The 22316-nt window shown below is 68.6% G+C and carries 19 protein-coding genes and 1 pseudogene; 9 read left to right on the forward strand and 11 right to left on the reverse strand.

The window, feature by feature from the left end; genetic code table 11:
- The 3 genes and pseudogenes from KME79_RS26215 to trxA form a co-directional block, all read left to right on the forward strand.
- A pseudogene (locus KME79_RS26215) lies at positions 1-491 on the forward strand (hypothetical protein); the annotation flags it as partial.
- Positions 492-616: 125 nt separating this feature from the next.
- Entirely contained in the window at positions 617-1549 is a 933-nt protein-coding gene (gene trxB, locus KME79_RS26220; protein ID WP_148035943.1) for a thioredoxin-disulfide reductase, read from the forward strand.
- Positions 1550-1561: 12 nt separating this feature from the next.
- Positions 1562-1876: a thioredoxin gene (gene trxA, locus KME79_RS26225; protein WP_148035942.1), complete on the forward strand. Its 315-nt coding sequence runs from the start codon at positions 1562-1564 to the stop codon at positions 1874-1876.
- A gap of 48 nt (positions 1877-1924) precedes the next feature.
- Here trxA and KME79_RS26230 read toward each other — a convergent pair whose 3' ends face one another.
- Positions 1925-2212, reverse strand: coding sequence for a DUF6300 family protein (locus tag KME79_RS26230; RefSeq protein ID WP_148035941.1), 288 nt, complete (start codon positions 2210-2212; stop codon positions 1925-1927).
- Positions 2209-5733, reverse strand: a complete 3525-nt coding sequence (gene dnaE / locus KME79_RS26235; RefSeq protein ID WP_308249059.1) for a DNA polymerase III subunit alpha — start codon at positions 5731-5733, stop codon at positions 2209-2211. The genes KME79_RS26230 and dnaE overlap by 4 nt, the downstream gene beginning before the upstream one ends.
- A gap of 100 nt (positions 5734-5833) precedes the next feature.
- Here dnaE and KME79_RS26240 point away from each other — a divergent pair, with 100 nt between their 5' ends.
- A complete protein-coding gene (locus KME79_RS26240; protein ID WP_219546770.1) occupies positions 5834-6775 on the forward strand; it encodes a LysR family transcriptional regulator in 942 nt (313 codons plus the stop codon).
- A gap of 36 nt (positions 6776-6811) precedes the next feature.
- Here KME79_RS26240 and KME79_RS26245 read toward each other — a convergent pair whose 3' ends face one another.
- Positions 6812-7429, reverse strand: a complete 618-nt coding sequence (locus KME79_RS26245; protein ID WP_148035938.1) for a GNAT family N-acetyltransferase — start codon at positions 7427-7429, stop codon at positions 6812-6814.
- A 267-nt stretch (positions 7430-7696) separates the two neighbouring features.
- On the opposite strand from KME79_RS26245, the gene KME79_RS26250 reads away from it, so the two are divergent.
- From KME79_RS26250 to KME79_RS26260, 3 genes are all read left to right on the forward strand, one after another.
- Positions 7697-8929: an aminotransferase-like domain-containing protein gene (locus KME79_RS26250; protein ID WP_246640482.1), complete on the forward strand. Its 1233-nt coding sequence runs from the start codon at positions 7697-7699 to the stop codon at positions 8927-8929.
- Between the two features lie 140 nt (positions 8930-9069).
- Positions 9070-10041: a D-alanine--D-alanine ligase family protein gene (locus tag KME79_RS26255; protein ID WP_148035936.1), complete on the forward strand. Its 972-nt coding sequence runs from the start codon at positions 9070-9072 to the stop codon at positions 10039-10041.
- A gap of 1649 nt (positions 10042-11690) precedes the next feature.
- Positions 11691-12734 carry a threonine aldolase family protein gene (locus tag KME79_RS26260; RefSeq protein WP_219546771.1) on the forward strand — a complete coding sequence of 348 codons (1044 nt, stop codon included), beginning with the start codon at positions 11691-11693 and terminating at the stop codon, positions 12732-12734.
- Between the two features lie 301 nt (positions 12735-13035).
- Here the strand turns inward: KME79_RS26260 and KME79_RS26265 are convergent, their stop codons facing one another.
- The 8 genes from KME79_RS26265 to rpmH all read right to left on the reverse strand — a co-directional run bounded on the left by KME79_RS26265 (position 13036) and on the right by rpmH (position 18589).
- Positions 13036-14001 (reverse strand): ParB/RepB/Spo0J family partition protein, encoded by a 966-nt coding sequence (locus KME79_RS26265; protein WP_219546772.1) that lies wholly within the window; start codon positions 13999-14001, stop codon positions 13036-13038.
- 270 nt (positions 14002-14271) lie between these two features.
- Positions 14272-15204, reverse strand: coding sequence for a ParA family protein (locus tag KME79_RS26270; protein ID WP_219546773.1), 933 nt, complete (start codon positions 15202-15204; stop codon positions 14272-14274).
- 136 nt (positions 15205-15340) lie between these two features.
- Entirely contained in the window at positions 15341-16033 is a 693-nt protein-coding gene (gene rsmG, locus KME79_RS26275) for a 16S rRNA (guanine(527)-N(7))-methyltransferase RsmG (RefSeq protein WP_148035933.1), read from the reverse strand.
- A 250-nt stretch (positions 16034-16283) separates the two neighbouring features.
- Positions 16284-16772 (reverse strand): Jag family protein, encoded by a 489-nt coding sequence (locus KME79_RS26280; RefSeq protein ID WP_148035932.1) that lies wholly within the window; start codon positions 16770-16772, stop codon positions 16284-16286.
- Positions 16773-16792: 20 nt separating this feature from the next.
- Entirely contained in the window at positions 16793-17743 is a 951-nt protein-coding gene (gene yidC / locus KME79_RS26285; RefSeq protein ID WP_219546774.1) for a membrane protein insertase YidC, read from the reverse strand.
- A 4-nt stretch (positions 17744-17747) separates the two neighbouring features.
- Positions 17748-18026: a membrane protein insertion efficiency factor YidD gene (gene yidD / locus KME79_RS26290; RefSeq protein WP_148035930.1), complete on the reverse strand. Its 279-nt coding sequence runs from the start codon at positions 18024-18026 to the stop codon at positions 17748-17750.
- The gene (gene rnpA / locus KME79_RS26295; RefSeq protein WP_148035929.1) at positions 18023-18388 is read right to left on the reverse strand and encodes a ribonuclease P protein component; all 366 of its coding nucleotides are present in this window, start codon (positions 18386-18388) and stop codon (positions 18023-18025) included. The genes yidD and rnpA overlap by 4 nt, the downstream gene beginning before the upstream one ends.
- A gap of 63 nt (positions 18389-18451) precedes the next feature.
- On the reverse strand, positions 18452-18589 hold the full coding sequence (gene rpmH / locus KME79_RS26300) for a 50S ribosomal protein L34 (RefSeq protein ID WP_020547366.1): 138 nt from the start codon (positions 18587-18589) through the stop codon (positions 18452-18454).
- Between the two features lie 446 nt (positions 18590-19035).
- On the opposite strand from rpmH, the gene dnaA reads away from it, so the two are divergent.
- Together dnaA and dnaN are read left to right on the forward strand one after the other, a co-directional pair.
- Positions 19036-20631, forward strand: a complete 1596-nt coding sequence (gene dnaA, locus KME79_RS26305; RefSeq protein WP_148035928.1) for a chromosomal replication initiator protein DnaA — start codon at positions 19036-19038, stop codon at positions 20629-20631.
- A gap of 522 nt (positions 20632-21153) precedes the next feature.
- On the forward strand, positions 21154-22293 hold the full coding sequence (dnaN, locus tag KME79_RS26310; RefSeq protein WP_148035927.1) for a DNA polymerase III subunit beta: 1140 nt from the start codon (positions 21154-21156) through the stop codon (positions 22291-22293).
- The last annotated feature ends 23 nt before the right edge of the window (positions 22294-22316 follow it).

Here is a 22316-nt window from a genome sequence, read left to right on the forward strand (position 1 = left end):
CGCCCCCCGCCCGGCGGCGCCGGTGGGCGATGCCTGCGGTGGCGGCGGCCGCCGCGGCCGCGGTGGTGGGCACCGCCGCGGTGTCGGCGAGCCTGCTCGCCTCCGGAGGAAGCGAGACCACGGTCCAGCCGCCACCGGTCGTGGCCCAGAGCCAGCCGTCCAGGGAAGAGGCCAAGGCCCGCGCCTACGCGCTCACCGACAGCGGCCACAACTACAGCGACCAGGAGCTGGCCCAGGCGCTCGGCGACTTCCTCGCGCCCGCCCCGATCGTCGGCGGCGAGTCCGGCGGCAACCAGGTCGACCACTGCGTCGGCACGGTTTCCAGCCGGGCCAAGCTCGAGGTCTTCGCCGTCGACCAGGGCCAGTACAACGGCCAGGAGGCCATCATCATGGCGTCCTGGAAGAACAAGGAGACCAAGCGGCTGCGCATCGACGTCGTCGACCCGTTCAACTGCAAGAACCTGCGCAAGCCCGCTCTGGGCCGCTGGTAGTCCCTGACCTGTGAAGAGCCCGCCTCGGCGGGCTCTTTCGCGTGTGCGCCCGGGGGCCGGGAATGGCGACGGCTTAGGATCTGTTGAGGCCAAAGGCAACATCAGACTAGAGAGGCGTGGGAGCGTTGGACGACGTTCGTAACGTGATCATCATCGGATCCGGTCCCGCCGGATACACCGCGGCCGTCTACTCCGCACGCGCCGAACTCCAGCCTCTGGTCTTCGAAGGCTCCGTCACCGCCGGCGGCGCGCTCATGAACACCACCGACGTGGAGAACTTCCCCGGGTTCCCCGACGGCATCATGGGCCCCGACCTCATGGGCAACCTGCGCAAGCAGGCCGAGCGGTTCGGCGCCGAGCTGATCGCCGACGACGTGGTGGAGGTCGACCTCAAGGCCGATCCCAAGGTCGTCAAGACCTACGACCAGACCTACTACGCCAAGTCGGTCATCCTCGCGATGGGCTCCGGCTACCGCGAGCTCGGTCTGGAGAACGAGAAGCGGCTGTCCGGCCGCGGCGTCTCCTGGTGCGCGACCTGCGACGGCTTCTTCTTCCGCAACAAGGACATCGTGGTCGTGGGCGGCGGCGACACCGCCATGGAAGAGGCGACGTTCCTGACCCGCTTCGGCCGCATGGTGACCGTGGTGCACCGCCGCGACCAGCTGCGCGCCAGCAAGATCATGCAGGATCGGGCGTTCGCCAACGACAAGATCCGCTTCATCTGGGACACCGAGGTCGTCGACGTCCTCGGCGACACCAGGGTGGAGTCCGTCAAGCTGCGCAACGTCAAGACGGGCGAGGAGTGCGACCTGGCCACCGACGCGCTGTTCCTGGCGATCGGCCACGACCCGCGCACCGAGCTCGTCAAGGGCCAGGTTGACCTCGACGACGACGGCTACATCAAGGTCGCCCACCCGACCACCGCCACCAACATCGACGGCGTGTTCGCCGCGGGGGACGTCGTCGACCACATCTACCGCCAGGCGATCACCGCGGCGGGCACCGGCTGCTCGGCGTCCCTCGACTCCGAGCGCTGGCTCGCCAACAACGAGAAGTAAGGGAGCGCATCCGTGAAGGCAGTTACCGACGCCACGTTCGAGGCCGAGGTCCTCAAGAGCGAGAAGCCCGTTCTGGTCGACTTCTGGGCCGAGTGGTGCGGCCCGTGCCGTCAGGTCGCGCCCATCCTCCAGGAGATCGCCAACGAGCACGGCGACAAGCTCGAGATCGTCAAGCTCAACATCGACGAGAACCCCGAGGTTCCCCGGCAGGCGGGTGTCCTCCAGATCCCGACGATGAACGTCTACAAGGGCGGCGAGCTCGTCAAGCAGATCATCGGCGCCAAGCCGAAGGCCATGCTGCTCCGCGAGCTCGACGGCATCATCTAGGTCCGTCCACCCGAGAGCCCTCCGCCGCGTGGCGGAGGGCTCTCGCGTTCACAGCTCGCCTCGATACCAGGCCTCGGCCTCGGCTCTCAGCGCGTGCTCGTCCGGTTCCGGCGGCCGCGCTCCGGCGGCCTTCCCCAGCAGTGCCCGTACGAACCGGTCCGGATCGTACGGAGGAGTGAAGGACGCGACGAGGGGGTCGCCCGCGTCGCAGCGGGCGCACAGGAGCACCTCGCTGATGCCCCGGACCTCGTTCCCCGAGGCGTTCGTCCAGATGTGGGGCAGGCGCAGGACGGCGAGGACGTCGCCGGTGCGGCACCTCGGGCACGCCGGGGTCATGCGAACGCGCCGGCGCCGAGCAGCGCCTTGACGTCGCCGTAGAACGCCGGCTCGGCGGCGACCCGGAACGGGCGGAGGTCCAGCAGCACGGCCCCGACCCGCACGTGCACGGGCGCCCTGCCGGGATGGGTGGTCAGGATGTGCTTGAACTCCCGGACGAGTCGCGGGTTCAGCTGGTTCTCCCTGATCGAGATCACCACGGGCGGCTCGGCGTCCGCCCGGGTGACGTCCAGGACGGCGATCTCCTCGGCGTAGAAGCTCGTCGTCTCGTCGCGCACGTTGACCCGTCCGCGTACGGAGATCACCCGGTCCTGGGCCAGCGCCTCCCCGTACAGGATGTAGGTCTTGGGGAAGACGAGGCACTCCACGGAGGCGTCGTGGTCCTCCAGGGTGACGATCGCCCACGGGCTGCCCTGCTTGGTGACCTTGCGCTGGAGGCCGGAGACGATGCCGCTGACCCGGGCCGCGGCGTCCTGCCGTCCGGAGGCCAGCAGGTCGGCGATCGTGGTGTCGCGGTTGGCGTCGAGGATGTGCTCGGCGCCGTCGAGCGGGTGGCTGGAGACGTACAGCCCGAGCATCTCGCGCTCGAAGGCCAGCAGCGTGGCCTGGTCCCACTCGCCTTCGGGGATCACGACGGAGAACCCCTCGCCGTGCTCGCTGTGCTCGCCGAAGAGCGAGTCCTGACCGCGCGCCTCGTTCCGCTTGACGTCGGCGACCAGGTCGACGGCCTGCTCGTGCACCGCGACCAGGGCCTTACGGTGATGGCCCAGGCTGTCGAAGGCCCCCGCCTTGGCCAGTGACTCGATGACCCGCTTGTTGCAGACCACAGAGGGGACCTTGGCGAGGAAGTCGTTGAAGCAGGCGTAGCGGCCCGCGGTCTCCCTGGTGGTGACGATGGCGTCCACGGCGCCGGCGCCGACGTTGCGGACGGCGCCCAGGCCGAAGCGGATGTCGGAGCCGACGGCGGCGAAGTCCAGCCGGCTGGCGTTGACGTCCGGGGGCAGCACCCTGATGCCCAGGCGGCGGCAGTCGGCCAGATAGACGGCCATCTTGTCCTTGTCGTCGCCGACCGAGGTGAGCAGCGCCGCCAGATACTCCTGCGGGTGGTTGGCCTTGAGGTAGGCGGTCCAGTAGGAGACCAGGCCGTATCCGGCGGTGTGCGACTTGTTGAAGCCGTAGCCGCTGAACGGGACCAGCACGTCCCAGACCGCGCCGATCGCCTCGGCGGAGAAGCCGCGCTCGCGCATCCCGGCGGAGAAGCGGTCCCACTCGGCGTCCAGGACCTCCTTCTTCTTCTTACCCATGGCCCGGCGCAGCATGTCGGCGGCGCCGAGGGAGTAACCAGCCAGCTGCTGGGCGATGGCCATCACCTGTTCCTGGAAGACGACCAGGTGGTAGGTATCGCCCAGGATGGGCTCCAGCGCGTGTTCCAGTTCCGGGTGGATGGGCTCGACGGGCTGCCTGCCGGTCTTGCGCAGCGCGTAGTTGGTGTGGGCGTTCATCTCCATCGGGCCGGGCCGGTAGAGCGCGTTCACCGCGGCGATGTCGGTGAACGTGGTGGGCCGCATCAGCCTCAGCAGGACCCGCATGCCGCCGCTGTCGAGCTGGAAGACCCCAAGCGTGTCGCCGCGCGCCAGCAGCTCGTACGTGGTCGGGTCGTCGAGCGGGATGTCCAGGATGTCGAGGTCGACGCCCTTGTTGGCGCGGACGCCCGCGATGGCGTCGCCGATGACGGTGAGGTTGCGCAGGCCGAGGAAGTCCATCTTCAGCAGGCCCATGTCCTCGGCCTGGGTGAACGGGAAACCGGTGATGACCGGGCCGCCGGCCTTGGGTTTGACCAGCGGGAGCACGTCGATCAGCGGCTCGCTGGAGAGGATCACGCCCGCGGCGTGCACGCCGGTGCCCCGGGTGAGGCCCTCGATGCCGGCCGCGGTGTCGATCACCCGCTTGACGTCGGGGTCCCGCTCGTACATTTGACGCAGCTCGCTCGCCTCGCCGTGCCTGGGGTGGGCGGCGTCGTGGATGGCGGCCAGCGGGATCTCCTTGCCGCCGTCCGCCGCGGGGAACGCCTTGGTGATGCGGTCGCCCAGCGCGTAGGGCAGGCCGAGCACCCGGCAGGAGTCCTTGATGGCGGCCTTGGCCTTGATGGTGCTGAAGGTGACGATCTGGCAGACCCGGTCGTCGCCGTACCTGCGCGTGACGTAGTCGATCATCTCGTCCCGCCGCCGGTCGTCGAAGTCCAGGTCGACGTCCGGCATGGTGACGCGTTCGGGGTTGAGGAAGCGTTCGAAGATGAGCCGGTGCTCGATCGGGTCGAGCTGGGTGATGCCCGTGCAGTAGGCCACCATCGAGCCCGTGGCGGAGCCGCGGCCGGGGCCCAGGCCGATGCCGTTCTCGCGCGCGTACCGGCAGATGTCGGCCACGACCAGGAAGTAGCCGGGGAACCCCATCGCGTCGATGACGGACAGCTCGTAGTCGATGCGGTCGAGCACCTCCCGGGGCGGATCGCCGCCGTAGCGGCGGCGGGCCCCGTCGAGCGTCTCCGCGCGCAGCCAGCTCGACTCGGTCTCGCCTTCGGGTACGGGGAAGCGCGGCGTCAGATCGCGGTGCGCGAACACCTCGTCGTAGTCGCCGACCCGCTCGGCGATCAGCAGGGTGTTGTCGCAGGCGCCGGGCACCTCGGCGTCCCAGAGCGCGCGCATCCGGGCGGGAGACTTGATGAAGTAGCCGCTGCCGGAGAACCGGAAGCGGTCGGCGTCGGCCAGGCGCTTGCCCGTGCCCACGCACAGGAGCGCGTCATGGGCTCCAGCCTGGTCCTCCGTGACGTAGTGGGAGTCGTTGGTGGCCAGGGGCGGCAGTCCGAGCCGCTTGCCGAGGCGCAGCAGGTCGTCCCTGACCCGGCGCTCGATGGCCAGGCCGTGGTCCATCAGCTCCAGGAAGTAGTTGCCGGGGCCGAAGAGGTCGCGGTAGCGCGCGGCGGCCTCGACGGCCTGGTCGTACTGGCCCAGGCGGAGCCTGGTCTGCACCTGGCCGGAGGGGCAGCCGGTGGTGGCGATGATGCCGGGGGCGTGTTCGGCCAGCAGTTCATCATCCATGCGCGGATATTTCTGGACATGCCCCTCCAGCCAGGCCCGTGACTGGAGGCGGAACAGATTACGCAGCCCCTGGGCGCCGGTCGCCCACATGGTCATGTGCGTGTAGAGGCCGCGCCCGGAGACGTCGCCGCCCTCGCCGGTCTCGTCGTCGGACCGGCGCAGGGCGAGGTTGTCGCTGTAGTACACCGGCTTCCGGTGGAGCCGCGACTCCGGGGCGACGTAGGCCTCGATGCCGATGATGGGCTTTACTCCGGCCTTGCGCGCCGTCCGGAAGAACTCGTACGCCCCGTGCACGTTGCCGTGGTCGCTCATCGCCACGGCGGGCATCTCCTGGCGGGCGACCTCGTCCATCAGCAGGCCGACCTTGGCGGCGCCGTCGAGCATGCTGTACTCCGTATGCACATGCAGATGGACGAAGGACACCACGTCTCCCGGTTGTAGGCTCGCTCGCGAACCCGAGCATTCGACCCGAGAGGCGGCCCGGTTGTCCAACAATCGACACGCCGATCCCCCACATCCACCGGTTGTGGACCTGGACCTCGGCACGGTCCGGGCCTTCGTCGCCGTCACCGAGGACCACTCCTTCAGCGAGGCCGCCACCCGGCTGGAGATCAGCCAGCAGGCCGTCTCCAAGCGGATCGCCAAGCTGGAGTCCGACCTCGGCATGCGGTTGTTCTACCGCTCACGCAACGGGGCCGCCCTCACCGAGGACGGCCGGGCGTTCCTGCACTACGCGCGCAGCCTCGTCGGCCTCGCGGACCAGGCGCTCGGGGTGCTGCGCGGCCGTTTCCGCCCGCTCCGGGTCGACGTCCTGGACACCAGGCTGGCCTCGGTCGAGCTGGTCAGGGCGTTCCACAGTACGGCCGAGGACCTGCACATCGACGTCACCACCTCGAACGGCCTCAGGTCGGCCCGCGGCACGCTCGCCAGGGGATCCGTCGACGCCGCCTTCGTCCGCGTCAGCGGGACGCTGGAGGAGGACCTCCGGTACGTGCCGGCCTACTTCGACCCGGTGCACCTGCTGATCAGCCGCGACCACCCGCTGGCCGACCGGCGCGCGGTGGAGGTGTCACGGCTCGCGGGATCGACCGTGTGGATGCCCGGCAACGCCCCCGGCAGCGAGTGGGCCGAGTTCTACGGCCTCCTGGGCGCCGCGTTCGACCTCCGGATCGACGCGACGGGGCCGGACTTCGGCTGGGAGCACTTCGTGGCCGACATCGCCTCGGGCGAACGCCTCGGGTTCGTCGGCGAGGGCTGCCGCCTGCCCTGGCACGCCGGTGTCGTGCAGATCCCGGTCGTCGACCCCGTCCCCGTCTACCCGTGCTCGCTGCTCTACCACCGGCAGAACCACCACCCGGTGCTGGCCTCGCTCGTCGACTTCGTGTCCGAGAGGTTCCGGCCGCTCGACCCACGGCGCCAGTGGGTGCCGGACGCCGATCGCGCCGCCCTGGCCGCAGGAGGGCGCTGACGGGCCCGTACGAGGGCGGGCGAGGGCAGACTGGGGTCAGACCGGGCGAAGGGCGCGTTCGGGGCTCATGGAGCCCAGGAGACGTTCCAGGGCGACCTCGACGTCCTCGCGCCACGAGACGGCGGTTTTCAGCTCCAGCCGCAGCCGCGGAAATCGCAAATGTGGACGAACAGTTTTAAAGCCTACGGAAAGCAAATATTCAGCAGGAACCACGCAACTCGGCTCCTCCCATTTGAGATCCCCGAATGCCTCGATCGCCTTGACCCCCCGGCGCGTGAGATCTTTGGCCACGCCCTGGATGAGCATCCGCCCCAGCCCGCCGCCGGAGAACTCCTGCACGATATGGGCCGTCATCAACAGCACGGCGTCGGCGCTGACCGGGGACGTGGGAAAGGCCACCGAACGCGGGCTGTAGAGCGGAGGGCTGTAGAGCACGAACCCCGCGGGCACCCCGTCGACATAGACGATCTTCCCGCAGCTCCCCCATTCGAGGAGCGTGCCGGAGATCCAGGCCTCCTTCTCCAGCCCCGGGTCACCCGACTTCACCGCCCGCTCTCCGCTGACAGGGTCGAGCTCCCAGAAAACACACTGGCGGCAGCGCCTTGGAAGATCTTCCAGATTGTCCAGGGTGATATTGACCAGCCGACGCGACAACTACGGCCCCAATCGTAGACCCGGAAAAGCGCGGAAAACCGCGTCCCCACCTGGCATCGTAGCCCAGTGACGGTCTCGCCAGCGGGCACCACGGCCGTACCGCCCCGTCATGGGCGACATGTCCGGCTGGCGTAACCTGGAGTCTCGGATCGATATACACCTAGGAGGTGGGCCGTGACAGAAGAGCAGGATCACGGTCAGACGCCCGCGACCCAAGGGTCGCGCATCGACGCCTACGTCGACCGGTACGCCGCGCGAGCTACCGGGATGGTCGCCTCCGAGATCCGAGCTCTCTTCGCCGTCGCGTCGAGGCCCGAGGTGGTCTCGCTCGCGGGCGGCATGCCGTACGTCACGGCGCTTCCCCTCGACATGGTCGGCGAGCTGGTCTCGGATCTCGTGACCAGGCGCGGGCCCGTAGCGCTCCAGTACGGCTCCGGCCAGGGCGACCCGCATCTGCGCGAGCAGATCTGCGAGGTCATGGCGCTGGAAGGGATTCAGGCCGGCGGCAACGACGTGGTCGTCACCGTCGGCTCACAGCAGGCACTCGACCTGATCACCCGGATCTTCATCGATCCGGGTGATGTGGTCCTGGCGGAGGGCCCCTCGTACGTGGGCGCCCTCGGCACCTTCGCCGCATATCAGGCCAAAGTGGTGCATATCGCCATGGACGATCAGGGCATCCTGCCCGAATCCCTCGCCCAGACCATCTACGCCCTGGAAACGGCGGGAGCTCCGATCAAGTTCCTGTACACGATCCCGACCTTCCACAACCCCGGCGGCGTCACGCTCAACACCGCGCGGCGCCAGCAGGTGCTCGACATCTGCCAGCGCGCCGGGGTGCTCATCGTCGAGGACAACCCGTACGGGCTGCTCGGTTTCGACGGCGAGCCGATGCGCGCGCTGCGCGCGGACAACCCCGACGGGGTGGTCTACCTCGGGTCGTTCTCCAAGACGCTCGCCCCGGGCTTCCGCGTCGGCTGGGCGCTCGCCCCGCACGCCGTCCGCGACAAGCTCGTGCTCGCCATGGAGTCGGCCGTGCTGTCCCACTCGTCGTTCACCCAGCTGGCCGTCGGCCAGTACCTCGCCACACAGCCGTGGCGCGAGCAGATCAAGACGTTCAAGGAGCTCTACCGCGAGCGCCGCGACGCCATGCTCGACGCCCTGGAGTCGCTGATGCCTCCGGAGGTCACCTGGACACGGCCCGCGGGCGGGTTCTTCGTCTGGGCGACGCTTCCCGAAGGGCTCGACTCGAAGGCGATCCTGCCCCGCGCGGTGGCCGAGCGGGTGGCGTTCGTCCCGGGCACCGGGTTCTTCTCCGACGGCAGCGGCGCCCGCCACATGCGGCTGTCGTTCTGCTACCCGGAGCCGCACCGCATCCGGGAGGGCGTCCGCCGTCTGGCGGGCGTCATCGAGCAGGAGATGCAGCTGCGCGACACGTTCGGCACCGGCTCCACCCGGGACCACCCCGGCGTGGACACGCCCGGCCCCGACCTGGCCTGACCACCTCACGAACGACCGGCGTCCGCGCGGACGCCGGTCGTTCGCCGTTCCACCCGGCCGGCGTGAACCACGCCCGTCGTACGCCACCGCCCCTTCTCCGCCGGTACGGTTGGACCTCGGGCGATCAGCGAGGAGAAGAGATGAGCGACCTGGGCCACGTGCTCGTGCTGGCCGGCGGCCTTTCCTACGAGCGTGAGGTCTCCCTGCGCTCCGGCCGCCGGGTGAGCGAGGTGCTCAGGGCGGCGGGCATCGACGTGGAGGCCCGCGACACGGACGCGTCGCTGGTGCCGTCGATCCTGGCCGACCCGCCCGACGCCGTGTTCGTGACGCTCCACGGCGGAGCCGGCGAAGACGGCGCGATCCGCTCGGTGCTGGAGCTCCTCAACGTGCCGTACGTGGGAGCCGACCCCGACGCGTGCCGGGTCGCCTTCGACAAGCCCACGGCCAAGGCCGTCGTCCGCTCGGTCGGCCTGCGCACGCCCGCCTCGATCACGCTGCCCAAGGAGACGTTCCACGACCTCGGCGCGACGGCCGTGCTCGGCCGCATCGTCGACCAGCTCGGCCTCCCCCTGTTCGTCAAGCCCGCCCGCGGCGGCTCCGCCCTGGGCGCCTCCATCGTCCGCACCGCCGAGGAGCTCCCGGCCGCGATGGTCGGCTGCTTCGCCTACGGCGACACCGCGCTGATCGAGCGGTACGTCGAGGGCATCGAGGTCGCGGTCTCGGTCGTCGACCTGGGCGAGGGCCCCGTCGCCCTCCCGGCCGTGGAGATCGTCCCCGACGAGGGCGTGTACGACTACGCCGCCCGCTACACGGCCGGCCACACGGAGTTCTTCGCCCCCGCCCGCCTGTCCCCCGCCGCGGCGGCGGCCTGCGCCGAAACCGCCGTGACGGCCCACACGGCGCTCGGCCTGCGCGACATCTCCCGCACCGACCTCATCGTCGACGCCACCGACACCCCCCACTTCCTGGAGGTGAACGTCGCGCCGGGCATGACGGAGACCTCCCTCCTGCCTATGGCGGCGGAAGCGGCGGGCCAGGACCTCGGCGACCTCTGCCGCGCCCTCCTCCAGAACGCCGCCTCCCGCCCCCGCCCCAACCTCTCCACCCTCTGACCACCCTCCCCCCGAGGACGCGCCTTTCCTCTGAGGTCGGGAGGACTGTCTCCACCGGCCACGCGAGGTTCTCAGCCGAGCTCGGACTCGTCCTGAGGGGTGCAGGAGCGCATCCCGCCGAGGTCGAGAGCAGCGCCTCCTGTCAGCCCAGCCACGTCGGAATCCATGGAGCCCTCCCGCAGGGGGACTCGCCGTCCGCCGAAGCTGGGGAGCCGCCCCGAGGGACGCAGGAGCGTCCCATCGCACACGCCCGCTGAGGTCGAGAGCAGCGCCCTCCGCCGGGGTTCGGGGGGATGCCTCCCGCCGGACGTGCCACACGCCGAGATCGAGAGCAGCACCTACCGATGCCTTCCACGCCGATGTCTCAGGAAGCATCGCCTCCTCGGAGTCGCCACCCACTGAAGCCGGAACTTGCCTTCCACCGAGAGGCGTAGGAGCGCCTTCTACGGGACTCGCCCTGCCGAGGTCGAGAGCAACTCCTCCCATCAACCCGACCACGCCGGGATATCAGAGGATCCGCCATCTGCCGAGGCTGGGAGCCGCCCCGAGAAGCGTCGGAGCGTCCCATCGCACACGCCAACCGAAGTCGGGAGCAGCGCCCTCCGCCGAGGTCCGTGGAAGTGCCTCCCGTCGTACGGGCTACCCGCCGAGGTGGCCACGCCGACGTCCCTGGGACCCTCCCCTCCGATGCGCCACACGCCGAGGTCGAAAGCAGCGCCTCCCGCTGTTCTCCCACGCAGCCTCAGCAAGCATCTCCCTCTCGGGAGTCGTCACTCACCGAAGCCGGTCCTTGCCTCCCGTCGAGAGGCGTAGGAGCGCCTCGTGCGAGGCTCGCGCTCGCCGAGGTCGAGAACAACTCCTGCCCTACCCTGACCACGCCGGGTCTCATGGACTCGCCACCCGCCGAAGCGGCGGCTTGCCCGGAGGAGCGTCGGAGCGCTTCCCATCGCACGCGTCAAGGTCGAGGGAAGCGCCTCCCACGGAACTCGCCGCCCTCTCCGAGAGCCGGGGGCAGCGCCCTCCGCCGAGGTCCGTAGGAATGCCTCCCGCCGGACGCACCACCCGCCAAGGCCGGGAGCAGCTCCTAGCGTCGCCCCCGCCACACAGGGGCCGTGGGACTCTCCCGCCCGATGCGCCACGCCGAGCTGGGACGCCCCCGCTGAAGGGCGTGGTGGCGCCTCGTCATACGCGCCCACCCACCGGGGTTGAGGCACAGCGCCTTCCACTGGACTCGTCCTCTCCGAGAGCGGGAGTAGCGTCCTCCACCAAGGTCTGTGGGAATGCTCCCCGTCGTACGCGCCACCGCCTTCTACTGGACTCGCCCTCGCCGAAGTCCAGGTACAGCGCCTGCCACCGACCCGACCGTGGTGGCTCTCCTGCCTGAGACTCGCCTCCTATCGAAGCCGGAACTCGCGTCGAGGGCGTGGGAGTGTGTCCCTTCTGATTCGCTGTCCGCCGAGGTGCTGGGGTCACGCCTGTGGGAATCGCCGGTTGCCGTGGTCCGGGGTAGCGCGTTGGGCGGCTTTCTGGATGTCGCTCAGGTCGCCGGTCGTCGGCGTGCTCGTTCCTGGATGCCGGCGCGGCCATCCTCGATCGGATGCGACGGACCTCGTACGAAGGGGCGTCTCTTTCGTAAGTAGCCTTGGCGTGTGATCGAGCCGACCTACCCGAAGAGCTTCGCCAGCGACAACCACGCCGGCGTCCATCCAGCCATCCTCGAAGCCATGGCCGCCGCCAATCAGGGCGACGCACCCGCGTACGGCGGCGACACCTGGACGGGGGCGTTCGAGCAGCGCGTCAAGGACGTGTTCGGCTCTCATGCCGAGGGTTTCGCCGTGCTCAACGGCGCGGGCGCGAACATGGTGGGCCTGGCCCTCATGCTCGGCCGCTATGACGCGATCATCTGCCCCGACACCGCCCACATCGCCACCCACGAGACCGGCGCCACGGAACGCGTCCTCGGCGTGAAGCTCATGACCGTCCCGACTCCCGACGGCAAGCTCCGCCCTGGTGACATCACCTCCCGCCTGTCCGTGCTGGGAGACCACCACCAGCCCCAGCCGCGCGTCGTCTCCATCTCCCAGGTCACCGAACTCGGCACCTGCTACTCCCCCGACGAGATCGCCGCCCTGGCCGAGACCGCTCACGCCGCCGGCATGCGCCTGCACGTCGACGGCGCCCGGCTGGCCAACGCGGCGGCCCATCGCGGGTGCGGCCTCGACGCGATCACCACGGCGGTGGGCGTGGACGTCTTCAGCTTCGGCGGCACCAAGAACGGCGCGCTGGCCGCCGAAGCGGTCGTCGTCCTGGATCCGTCCCTCGCCGACTCGGTCCCGTTCCTCCGCCGCCAGTCGCTCCAGCTCGCTTCGAAGATGCGCTTCATCTCGGCTCAGATCAGCGCGCTTCTCACCGACGACCTGTGGCGGCAGAACGCGGCCCACGCCAACGCCATGGCCCTCCGCCTGGCGAACGGCCTCGCCGACGTCCCCGGCGTCGCCCTGGAGTATCCCGTCGAGTCCAACGCCGTCTTCGCGCGGCTCCCCATCCACGTCGCCGCCGCGCTCAAGCGCCGCTATCTCTTCCACTTCTGGGACGAGACGGCAGGCGTCGTCCGCTGGATGACCGCCTTCGACACGACACCGGAACATGTCGACGACTTCCTCGACGACATCCGCAAGGCAGCCACCGCCTAACGCCCCACCCGTGTTTCACGTGAAACACGTCCTGGGCGCCTCACAAGGCGGGGTGAGTTCACGAGCCATGGGAAAGGACAGCCACGAGACAGGCGGTCTCACAGCGCTGGAAACACGAAGCCGTGTGTTTCACGTGAAACACGCGGCGAGCGCCCTCCCCCGATGGGCAGAGCTACGAGCCATAGGCAGAGACCATCACCACGGCACGAGGCCGCCAACAAGAAGCCCCGTGTTTCACGTGAAACACGGGGCGTGGGCAGTCGGCGGACGTTTCACGTGAAACCGAGGACTTGAACCGGAACTACTCCCCGGCCTCCCGCATGGCACGAGCCGCCTCAGGCGCCATGGTGCCGATGATGCGCTCAAGGTCGTCGATCGTGGCGAACTCCACCACGATGCGCCCCTTCCGGCGCCCGAGGTCGACCTTCACCTTGGTCTCGAAGTGATCGGAGAGCCGGTCCGCGAGGTGGGAGAGGCCAGGAGCGGTGGGCTTGCCGGCCTGACGTTCACGGACAGGCTTGGCCGGAGCGGCCTGGGCGCTGCCGAGGGCGACGATCTCCTCCACCGCGCGCACCGGGAGCAACTCGGCGCTGATGCGCTTGGCGAGCAGGATCATCTCCTCCGGCGTGGAGAGGCCGAGCAGAGCGCGCCCGTGACCGGCCGTGATGGAGCCGGCCGCGACCTTGAGCTGAACTTCCGGCGGGAGGTTGAGCAGGCGGAGGGTGTTGGTGATGTGTGAGCGGGAGCGGCCGACCTTCTGGGCGAGCTGGTCGTGGGTCGCATCGAAGTCGTCGAGGAGTTGCTGGTAGGCGGCGGCCTCTTCCAGCGGGTTGAGCTGCTCACGCTGGAGGTTCTCGATCAGGGCGTCGCGGAGGAGGTCGGTGTCACGGGTGTTGCGGACGATCGCCGGAATCTCCTGCAGGCCCGCCATCTTGCACGCCCGCAGCCGCCGCTCCCCCATGATGAGCTCGTACTGTCCGCCACCCACCGGGCGCACCACCACGGGCTGCAGGAGGCCGACCTCGCGGATCGACGCCTCCAACTCCAGAAGGCGTTCGTCGTCGAACACCTCACGCGGCTGGCGCGGGTTCGGCACGATCGCGGAGACGGCGACTTCCTTGAAGTACGCCCCGGCGACGGGTTTCGGCCCGGCCTCCGGCGCCACCGAACCGTTGGCAGGGGGCACCGTCCCCGCACCGTCGACAATGGGACCGGTCGGAATGAGCGCCCCCAGCCCCTTGCCCAATCCCCGCCGCTGCTGGCTCACTGCGTCTCCTCATCCACCCGAACCGATTCCGGTCACTCCAGGAGAGGTTACCGTTGCCTGCCCCGGCCAGGGCCGCCTCTACACACCGTCCCACCGGATTTACACCACCATGCCCTGAACACACCCGATGCCAGAACCCCCGAGAGGGGGCACAGCGGGCATGCACGACTCGATCAGCTCAGGCGGCCGACCGTCACCAGATGCTCGGCGGCTGCTGGGCCGCTGGCCACTGCCGTCGAAAGGGCACCGTCCCGTCGTGACCCAGAGAGATCACACCAACGCGCGGTGGGCGATCTCCCGAGCGGCGTCCATGTAGGCCATCGCACCACTGGAGCCCGGATCGTACGTCATCACCGACTGCCCGTAGCTGGGCGCCTCCGAGAGGCGGACGCTACGCGGGATCAGCGTGTTGAGCACCGTGTCCCCGAAGTGCGCCCGGACCTCCTCCGCCACCTGTGAAGCCAGCCGGGTGCGGCCGTCGTACATGGTGAGGACGATCGTGGACAGGCGGAGCGTCGGGTTGAGGTGGACCTTGATGAGGTCGACGTTCCTGAGGAGCTGCCCGAGACCTTCCAGCGCGTAGTACTCGCACTGGATCGGGATCATCACCTCGTCCGCCGCGACCAGGGCGTTGACCGTGAGCAGGCCGAGCGACGGCGGGCAGTCGATGATGATGTAGTCGAAGTCCATGGAGTCGTACGCGGCCAGCGCCCGGCGCAGCCGCGCCTCCCGAGCCACCAGGGAGACGAGCTCGATCTCCGCGCCGGCCAGGTCGATGGTGGCGGGGGCGCAGTAGAGGTTGGGCATGTCGGGGACCTGCTTGACGATGTCCGCCATCGGCAGGTCGTCGACCAGCACCTGATAGACATCCGGCACGTCACCGCGGTGCTCGGTGGCCAGCCCGGTGGATGCGTTGCCCTGGGGGTCCAGGTCGACGACCAGCACACGCTCGCCCTTCATCGACAGCGCGGCCGCGATGTTCACCGAGGTCGTGGTCTTGCCGACGCCACCCTTCTGGTTCGCCACCGCGATCACCCGGGTCTTCGCCGGCTTGGGCCAGGCGTCACTGTCGCCCAGGGGGAGATCACCCGCCTGGGCGGGCAACTGTGCGGCCGGTGTTTCACGTGAAACCACTGAGTTGAGCGCCTCTCGTACCAACGGCGAATCACCTGGGTTCAGGGGGGTCTGGGTCACGATGGCCATCCTTTCAACCCGTGGCGTATCGGTGACGGGGATTCGCTGTCGGGACACGCCCGTTTCGGGCCAGCCAACCCCGGTGGGATTCTCGGACAGAGGCCTGTCCGGCCAGCCCAGACCGCATTGCGCGACTGGCATGCCGTCACCTCCTTCGTCGCCGCCTTTTCTGCTCCGGCGCGCGACCCGCTACGACTCGCACCAGTGTTGCAGGCGGCTCGACCTTACCGTGCCCCACGGTCACAAGCTCGGCCGTGAGGGCGCCGACGGCCTTGAGCCGCGGCTCCGCCTCGGCGAGCTCCTCGGCGGCCCGCTCCCCCTTCATGGCGATGAGCTCGCCGCCCTCACGGAGCAGCGGCATCGCCCAGGTGAGCAGCCGGTCGAGCGGCGCGACGGCGCGGGCGCTCGCGACGTCGAACTCCCGCTTGCCCTTCAGCTCCTCGGCGCGGCCGCGCAGCACCTCGACGTTGTCGAGCTTGAGCGCCTCGACGCACTCCTCCAGGAACACGGTACGGCGGAGCAGCGGCTCCAGCAGGGTGACCGTGAGATCCGGCCGGACGATGGCCAGCACCAGCCCGGGCAGGCCCGCACCGGAGCCGATGTCGACCAGGCGGGCGTCATGAGGCACGGCCTCCGCGACGACAGCGCAGTTGAGCAGGTGACGGTCCCAGATCCGCGGCACCTCGCGCGGGCCGAGCAGCCCTCGCACCACCCCGGGGCCGGCGAGCAGTCCGGCGAACTCCTGGGCGCGGTCCCAGGCGTCGCCGGTGAACACGTCCCGCGCGATGTCCGGCGGAGGCGGCAGCTCGTCGCTCACTGCTTGGTGGCCCTTTCTCATGGGTGACGGTTTCTAGGCTGGGCAGGCGATCTCACCGAAGACTATCGGCCCTGCCTGAACGGAACCCCAGAGCGCGCCGCGCCGACTTTTCCACAATGCGGAAGCGCAGCTGGAGAGGGGGTCTGTGGATAAGGCTGTGGATAGAACGGATGCTCGCTCGTACCCCTGAAAGCTCCTGGGAGAGGCCCGGAAACGCGAGCGGCCGCCGGCGCCCGAAGGCGGGCCGGCGGCCGGGATGCCAGAAGAGTGGTCAGGCGGGCATGACCACGACGTAGCGGTTGGGCTCCTCGCCCTCGGACTCGCTACGGAGGCCGGCGGCCGCCACCGCGTCGTGGACGATCTTGCGTTCGAAGGGGGTCATCGGCTCCAGAGCCCTGGGCTCACCGTGATCCTTGACCTGGTCGGCGACCTCGGTGCCGAGCTTGGTGAGCTCCGCGCGGCGGCGCTCGCGGTAGCCGGCGACGTCGAGCATGAGGCGCGACCGCTCCCCCGTCTGCCTGTGGACGGCCAGCCGGGTGAGCTCCTGCAGCGCCTCCAGCACCTCGCCGTCCGGGCCGACCAGCTCGTTGCTCTTGATGCCGACGACGGAGACCATCGCGCGGTCTCCCTCGACGTCCATGTCGATGTCGCCGTCGATGTCGGCGATGTCGAGAAGGCCTTCGACGTAGTCGGCCGCGATCTCGCCTTCCTGCTCCAGCGCGTTGAGATCAGGAGCTTTCTCCTGCTCGGCCTCGGTCATGACCGGCCTCTCCTTCGTAATCACGACTTCTTGCTGCCGGTGCGCTTGCTGCGGCTCTGGCGGCTGGGCTGGTTCCTGACGATCTTAGGCTCAGGAGGCGGGGCGGGGGCCTCTTCTTCCGGAGTCGTCCCGCGCAGCCGCTGGGCCAGGCTCGGCTTGGGCTTGACCGGGATCACGTTGCCCTTGGCGTCGAACTGCGGCATCGGGTTGCGGCTGTAGAACCAGTGCTGCTGGCCGAGCGTCCACACGTTGGTGGTGACCCAGTAGAGGATCAGGCCGAGCGGGAAGTTCAGGCTGAAGAACGCGAACAGCGGCGAGATCCACATGAGGATCTTCTGCTGCTGGGCCATCGGGTTGTCGGGCATCTGCGCCATGGATCGCGTGACGCTCTGCCGGACGGTGAGGAACGTGGTCAGCGAGCTCAGCGCGACGAAGATCGCCATCACGACCCGCGTCTGCACGGGGCTCGCGTCCAGGGCGATCATGTCCGCTTCGGGCATGAAGAAGTAGGCCGGCAGCGGGGCGCCGAAGATGTGCGCCTTGCCGGCGCTGTCGACCAGTTCCTGGGTCATGCCGAACTTCGGCTCGCCGCTGGCCATCGCCTGCAGCACGGTGAACATGCCGATGAAGATCGGGAACTGCGCCAGAACGGGAAGGCACCCGCCCAGCGGGTTCGCGCCCGCGCCCTGGTACAGCGCCATGACCTCTTGGTTCATGCGCTGTTTGTCGTTCTTGTAGCGCTTGCGGATGTCCGCCACCTTGGGGGCGAGCTCCTGCATCTTCTTCGACGAGCGCATCTGCTTGAGGAAGAGCGGGAAGATGCAGATCCGCATCAGCACGGTCAACGTGATGATGGTCAACGCCCACGTCAGGCCACTGTCCGGGTTGAGGAAGGTGGCGTATCCCGTATGGATCCAGGTGATGACGAAGGCTACGGCTTCATAGAGCCAGCTCAGCCAGGACAGCTCCACTGAGCTATCTCCCTTGCAATTCGTGAGACCGAACCGGGCGTGGGGGCACCGGGTCTATACCTCCGGGGTGGAATGGGTGGCACCGCCCGATGCGCCGGACAGTCAACCATGTGCCGCGCAGGGCTCCGTGTACGGACATCGCCTCAAGCCCGTACGCGCTGCACGATGGGTAGAAGCGGCAGCGTGGACCGAGCAGCGGGCTGATGAACGCCCGATAGAACCGGATGGGGACGATCAGCACGCGAGCGGCGAGGCTCGGCGTCCCTTGCGGCTGCTCCGTCATCTCTGCTGCCCATCCATCGCGGACTCGTGCCGCCTGAGCAATCGGTCCAGGGTGGAGTCGAGCTCGGCGGCGAGGTGCTCGTATCGCGCTGACGCGGCCGGGGGGTTGGCGCGTACCACAAGCAGGCTACCTCTCGGAAGCCGGTCGAGACGCTCGCGCATCAGGTGTCGGAGCCGCCGCTTGACCTTGTTGCGCACCACCGCGCCTCCGACGGCCCGGCTCACCACGAAACCCACCAGAGGCGTCTCTTCCCCAGAAACGGCGAGATGTATCACCAAAGTAGGGCGACCGGCGCGATTTCCGCGCTTGATCGCCTTCTGGAAGTCGTCGCCCCGCCGCATGCGGGATGGCCGGGAAAGCATGGGAATACGCCTATCGCCCGCCGGCACAAGTCACCGGCGGGCGGAAAGTCGGGCGCGGGTCGATCAGGCCGACAGCTTCTCGCGGCCCTTGCGGCGGCGAGAGGCGAGGATGGCACGACCGGCCCGGGTGCGCATCCGCAGCCGGAAGCCGTGGGTCTTCGCGCGGCGACGGTTGTTCGGCTGGAAAGTACGCTTGCTCACGAGTGGGCTCCAGGCTTGAGGGTGCGCACGAGGCGCTGAACACACATGGCTGGCCTGTCATTAAGGCGAGGGCACGCGAAATAGCCGACGCGTGACAAGCCGACCGTCGTACGTTACGGGTCAGGAGCGCCCCAGGTCAAACCGGAACCGTCATCCACGGATCCACAGGCGACTTTTCCACCGGCCCGCCGGCGTCCACATGTTGTGCACTCAGGTACCACTAGGCTGTGGACAACGCCTTGAACACAGCTGTGCACATAGATACTGTCGGCCCTTCCAGACCCACTAGCAGGGCTGTGCACAACTTGTGGATCTCCTGTGGAGACCCTGGGGGTTCCCACCCGGGCTCGACGCTGTGGACGGCAGGGCTGATCGCGAGGCGGTGGCCCTCTGGGTGTGGATAACACTCGCGGGGGGCCGCGATAGGAAGGAGGGGGAAACGCCCGATGACCAACGTCGACCTCGGCGCGGTATGGGCCAGGGCTCTGGGCAACTTTCTCAACGAGAACGTGCCCATACAGCAGCGCACCTGGCTCGGGATGGTGCGCCCCATCGCTCTCGCGGACGACACGATCGTGCTCGGCGTCCCCAACGACTTCCTGAAGGACCTCATCGAGGGCAAGCTGCGCCCGCTCGTGGCTCACGCGCTCTCCCAGGAGCTGGGCCGCGCCATGCGGCTGGCCGTGATGATCGACACCACCGCCCCCGAGCCGCCCAAGCAGGATCTTCATCCCCAGCCTGGGGGTAATGGTTATCCCCAGGGGCAGGACCCCCAGCCGCGTTTTCCACAGGGTGCGCCACCCCAGCATTTCCAGGTTTCCGAGCCCCCGCAGTTCTATTCTCCACAGCCGGAATCCGGCCAGCCGTCCACCGAATATCCACAGCCTTCGTTCTCTTTCGACCCGGGCACGTTCGACCAGGCTCCGTCGTACACACCGCCTGTGGAGAAGGCGCCGGAACCGGCGCCGAACCGGTGGGAAGCCAAGAGCAGCAAGCCCAGCGAGCCGGCCCGGCTCAACCAGAAATACACCTTCGAGACCTTCGTCATCGGCGCCAGCAACCGCTTCGCGCACGCCGCGGCCGTGGCCGTCGCCGAATCGCCGGCCAAGGCGTACAACCCGCTGTTCATCTACGGCGACTCGGGGCTGGGGAAAACTCACCTGCTCCACGCGATCGGGCATTACGCGCAGAGCCTGTACGACGGCGCCCGGGTGCGTTACGTGAGCTCCGAGGAGTTCACCAACGACTTCATCAACAGCATCCGCGACCACAAGGCCGACGGTTTCCGGGGCCGCTACCGCGCGATCGACATCCTGCTCGTGGACGACATCCAGTTCCTGGAGGGCAAGGAGCAGACGCAGGAGGAGTTCTTCCACACCTTCAACACGCTCCACAACGCCAACAAGCAGATCGTGATCTCCAGCGACCGGGCGCCGAAGCAGCTGATCACGCTGGAAGACCGGCTGCGCAACCGGTTCGAGTGGGGCCTGATCACCGACGTGCAGCCGCCCGAGCTGGAGACGCGGATCGCGATCCTCAGGAAGAAGGCCATACAGGAGGGCCTGGCGGCGCCGCCGGAGGTGCTGGAGTACATCGCCAGCCGCATCTCCACCAACATCCGCGAGCTGGAGGGGGCGCTGATCAGGGTCACCGCGTTCGCCAGCCTCAACCGGCAGGGTGTGGATCTCCAGCTGGCCGAGGTGGTGCTGAAGGACCTGATCACCTCGGAGTCGGGGCCGGAGATCACCATCGCCACGATCATGGCGAAGACGTCCGAATACTTCGGCATCAGCATCGACGACCTGTGTGGCAGCTCGCGCAGCAGGGCTCTGGTGAACGCGCGGCAGATCGCGATGTATCTGGCGAGGGAGCTGACGGAGCTGTCGCTGCCGAAGATCGGGCAGCAGTTCGGCGGCCGCGACCACACGACCGTGATGCACGCCGAACGCAAGATCCGCTCGCTCATCGCGGAGCGCCGCTCGATGTACAACCAGGTCAACGAGCTGACAATGCGCATCAAACAGACGTCGCGCGGGTCCTAGCCGTCATGCACACCCTGTGGAAAACGCTGTGGATCAGGGGAAACGCGCCAAGCCGCCGTTCGTACGCCCCGCTATGCCCGGAAATTTCCTGCACAGAGGCTGGGGATAACAATGGGGACATCCTGAGGAGAACCTGGGGACTACCGGTGGATGACTTGGGGACGGCCTGTGAACAGTCTCCGAGGGCGGAACGGAAGACCCGTTTACCCCGTGGACAACCGGTGGAAACCCGGTGGATGACCGGTGGACGAAGGCACCAAGATCTGGGGACGGCCTGTGGGCGACGCGGCTTCATCCCCAGCCGCCGAAGTTACCCCCAGGCGTCACCCACACCCGCAGTGGATGAAAATCGGGCCGTCGAGCTGCGGAGACGCAGGTTTTCCACAGTATCCACCGCCCCTAGTGTGATGACTCCACTTATCTCTTAAGAAGAAACTCAAGACCCATAGAGGGGTTCTCGCTGTTCGCGTCTGCCGGAGGCGAGACACTTGGAATCAACGACGAAGCAGGAGGCTGATCACCGTGATGTTCCGAATCGAGCGAGACGTCCTCGCTGAGGCGGTGGCATGGACGGCACGCAGTCTCCCGGCACGGCCGTCCGTGCCCGTCCTCGCGGGCATGCGCCTGGAGGTCACCGAGGAGCAGCAGTTGAAGCTGTCCGGCTTCGACTACGAGGTCTCGGCGGAGGTGACGCTCGAACTGCACACCGGCGAGCCCGGCATGGTCCTGGTCTCCGGCAAGCTGCTGGCCGAGATCACCCGCTCGCTTCCCGCACAGCCTGTGGACTTCGTGGTGGAGGGCGCCAAGGCGGTCGTCACGTGCGGCAGCGCCCGGTTCACCCTCCTCACCATGCCTGTGGAGGACTACCCGACGCTCCCCGCCATGCCGCCCGCGGCCGGCCGGGTGGGCAGCGACGTCTTCGCCTCCGCAGTCAGCCAGGTGGCCGTCGCCGCCGGACGTGACGACACGCTGCCGATGCTGACCGGCGTGCGCATGGAGATCGAGGGCGACACCGTCACCCTCGCCGCGACCGACCGCTACCGCCTGGCCGTGCGCGAGCTGAAGTGGCAGCCTGGCCAGCCCGACTTCTCCGCCATCGCGATGATCCCCGGCAAGACCCTGGCCGACACGGCCAAGGCCCTGGGCGCCACTGGCGCCGAGGTGGAGATCGCGCTCAGCTCCGCCGGCGGCACCGGCGAGGGCATGATCGGCTTCTCCAGCGCGGGCCGGCGCACCACCACGCGCCTGCTCGACCCGGAGTTCCCCAAGTACCGCTCGCTGCTGCCCACCGAGTTCTCCGCGCGCGCCGACCTGTCCACAGGCCCGTTCGTCGAAGCGGTCAAGCGCGTCGCCCTGGTCGCCGAGCGCAACACCCCGGTGCGGCTGGCCTTCAGGAGCGGCGAGGTCGTGCTGGAGGCGGGCAGCGGCGACGAGGCCCAGGCCGTCGAGGCCCTGCCCGTCGAGTACGAGGGCGAGGAGATGAACATCGCCTTCAACCACCAGTTCCTGCTCGAAGGGCTGGGCGCGATCGACTCCGACGTGGCCCGCCTGCAGATGACCACCTCGACCAAGCCCGCCATCCTCACCGGTGGAAAGCCTGTGGACGAGGGCGGCACTCCCGATTACCGCTACCTGATCATGCCGATTCGCCTGTCTAGCTGAATAATCGGTCGGAGATGGTGGAA

It is taken from the genome of Nonomuraea harbinensis (assembly GCF_019396385.1).
Lineage (GTDB): Bacteria > Actinomycetota > Actinomycetes > Streptosporangiales > Streptosporangiaceae > Nonomuraea > Nonomuraea ferruginea.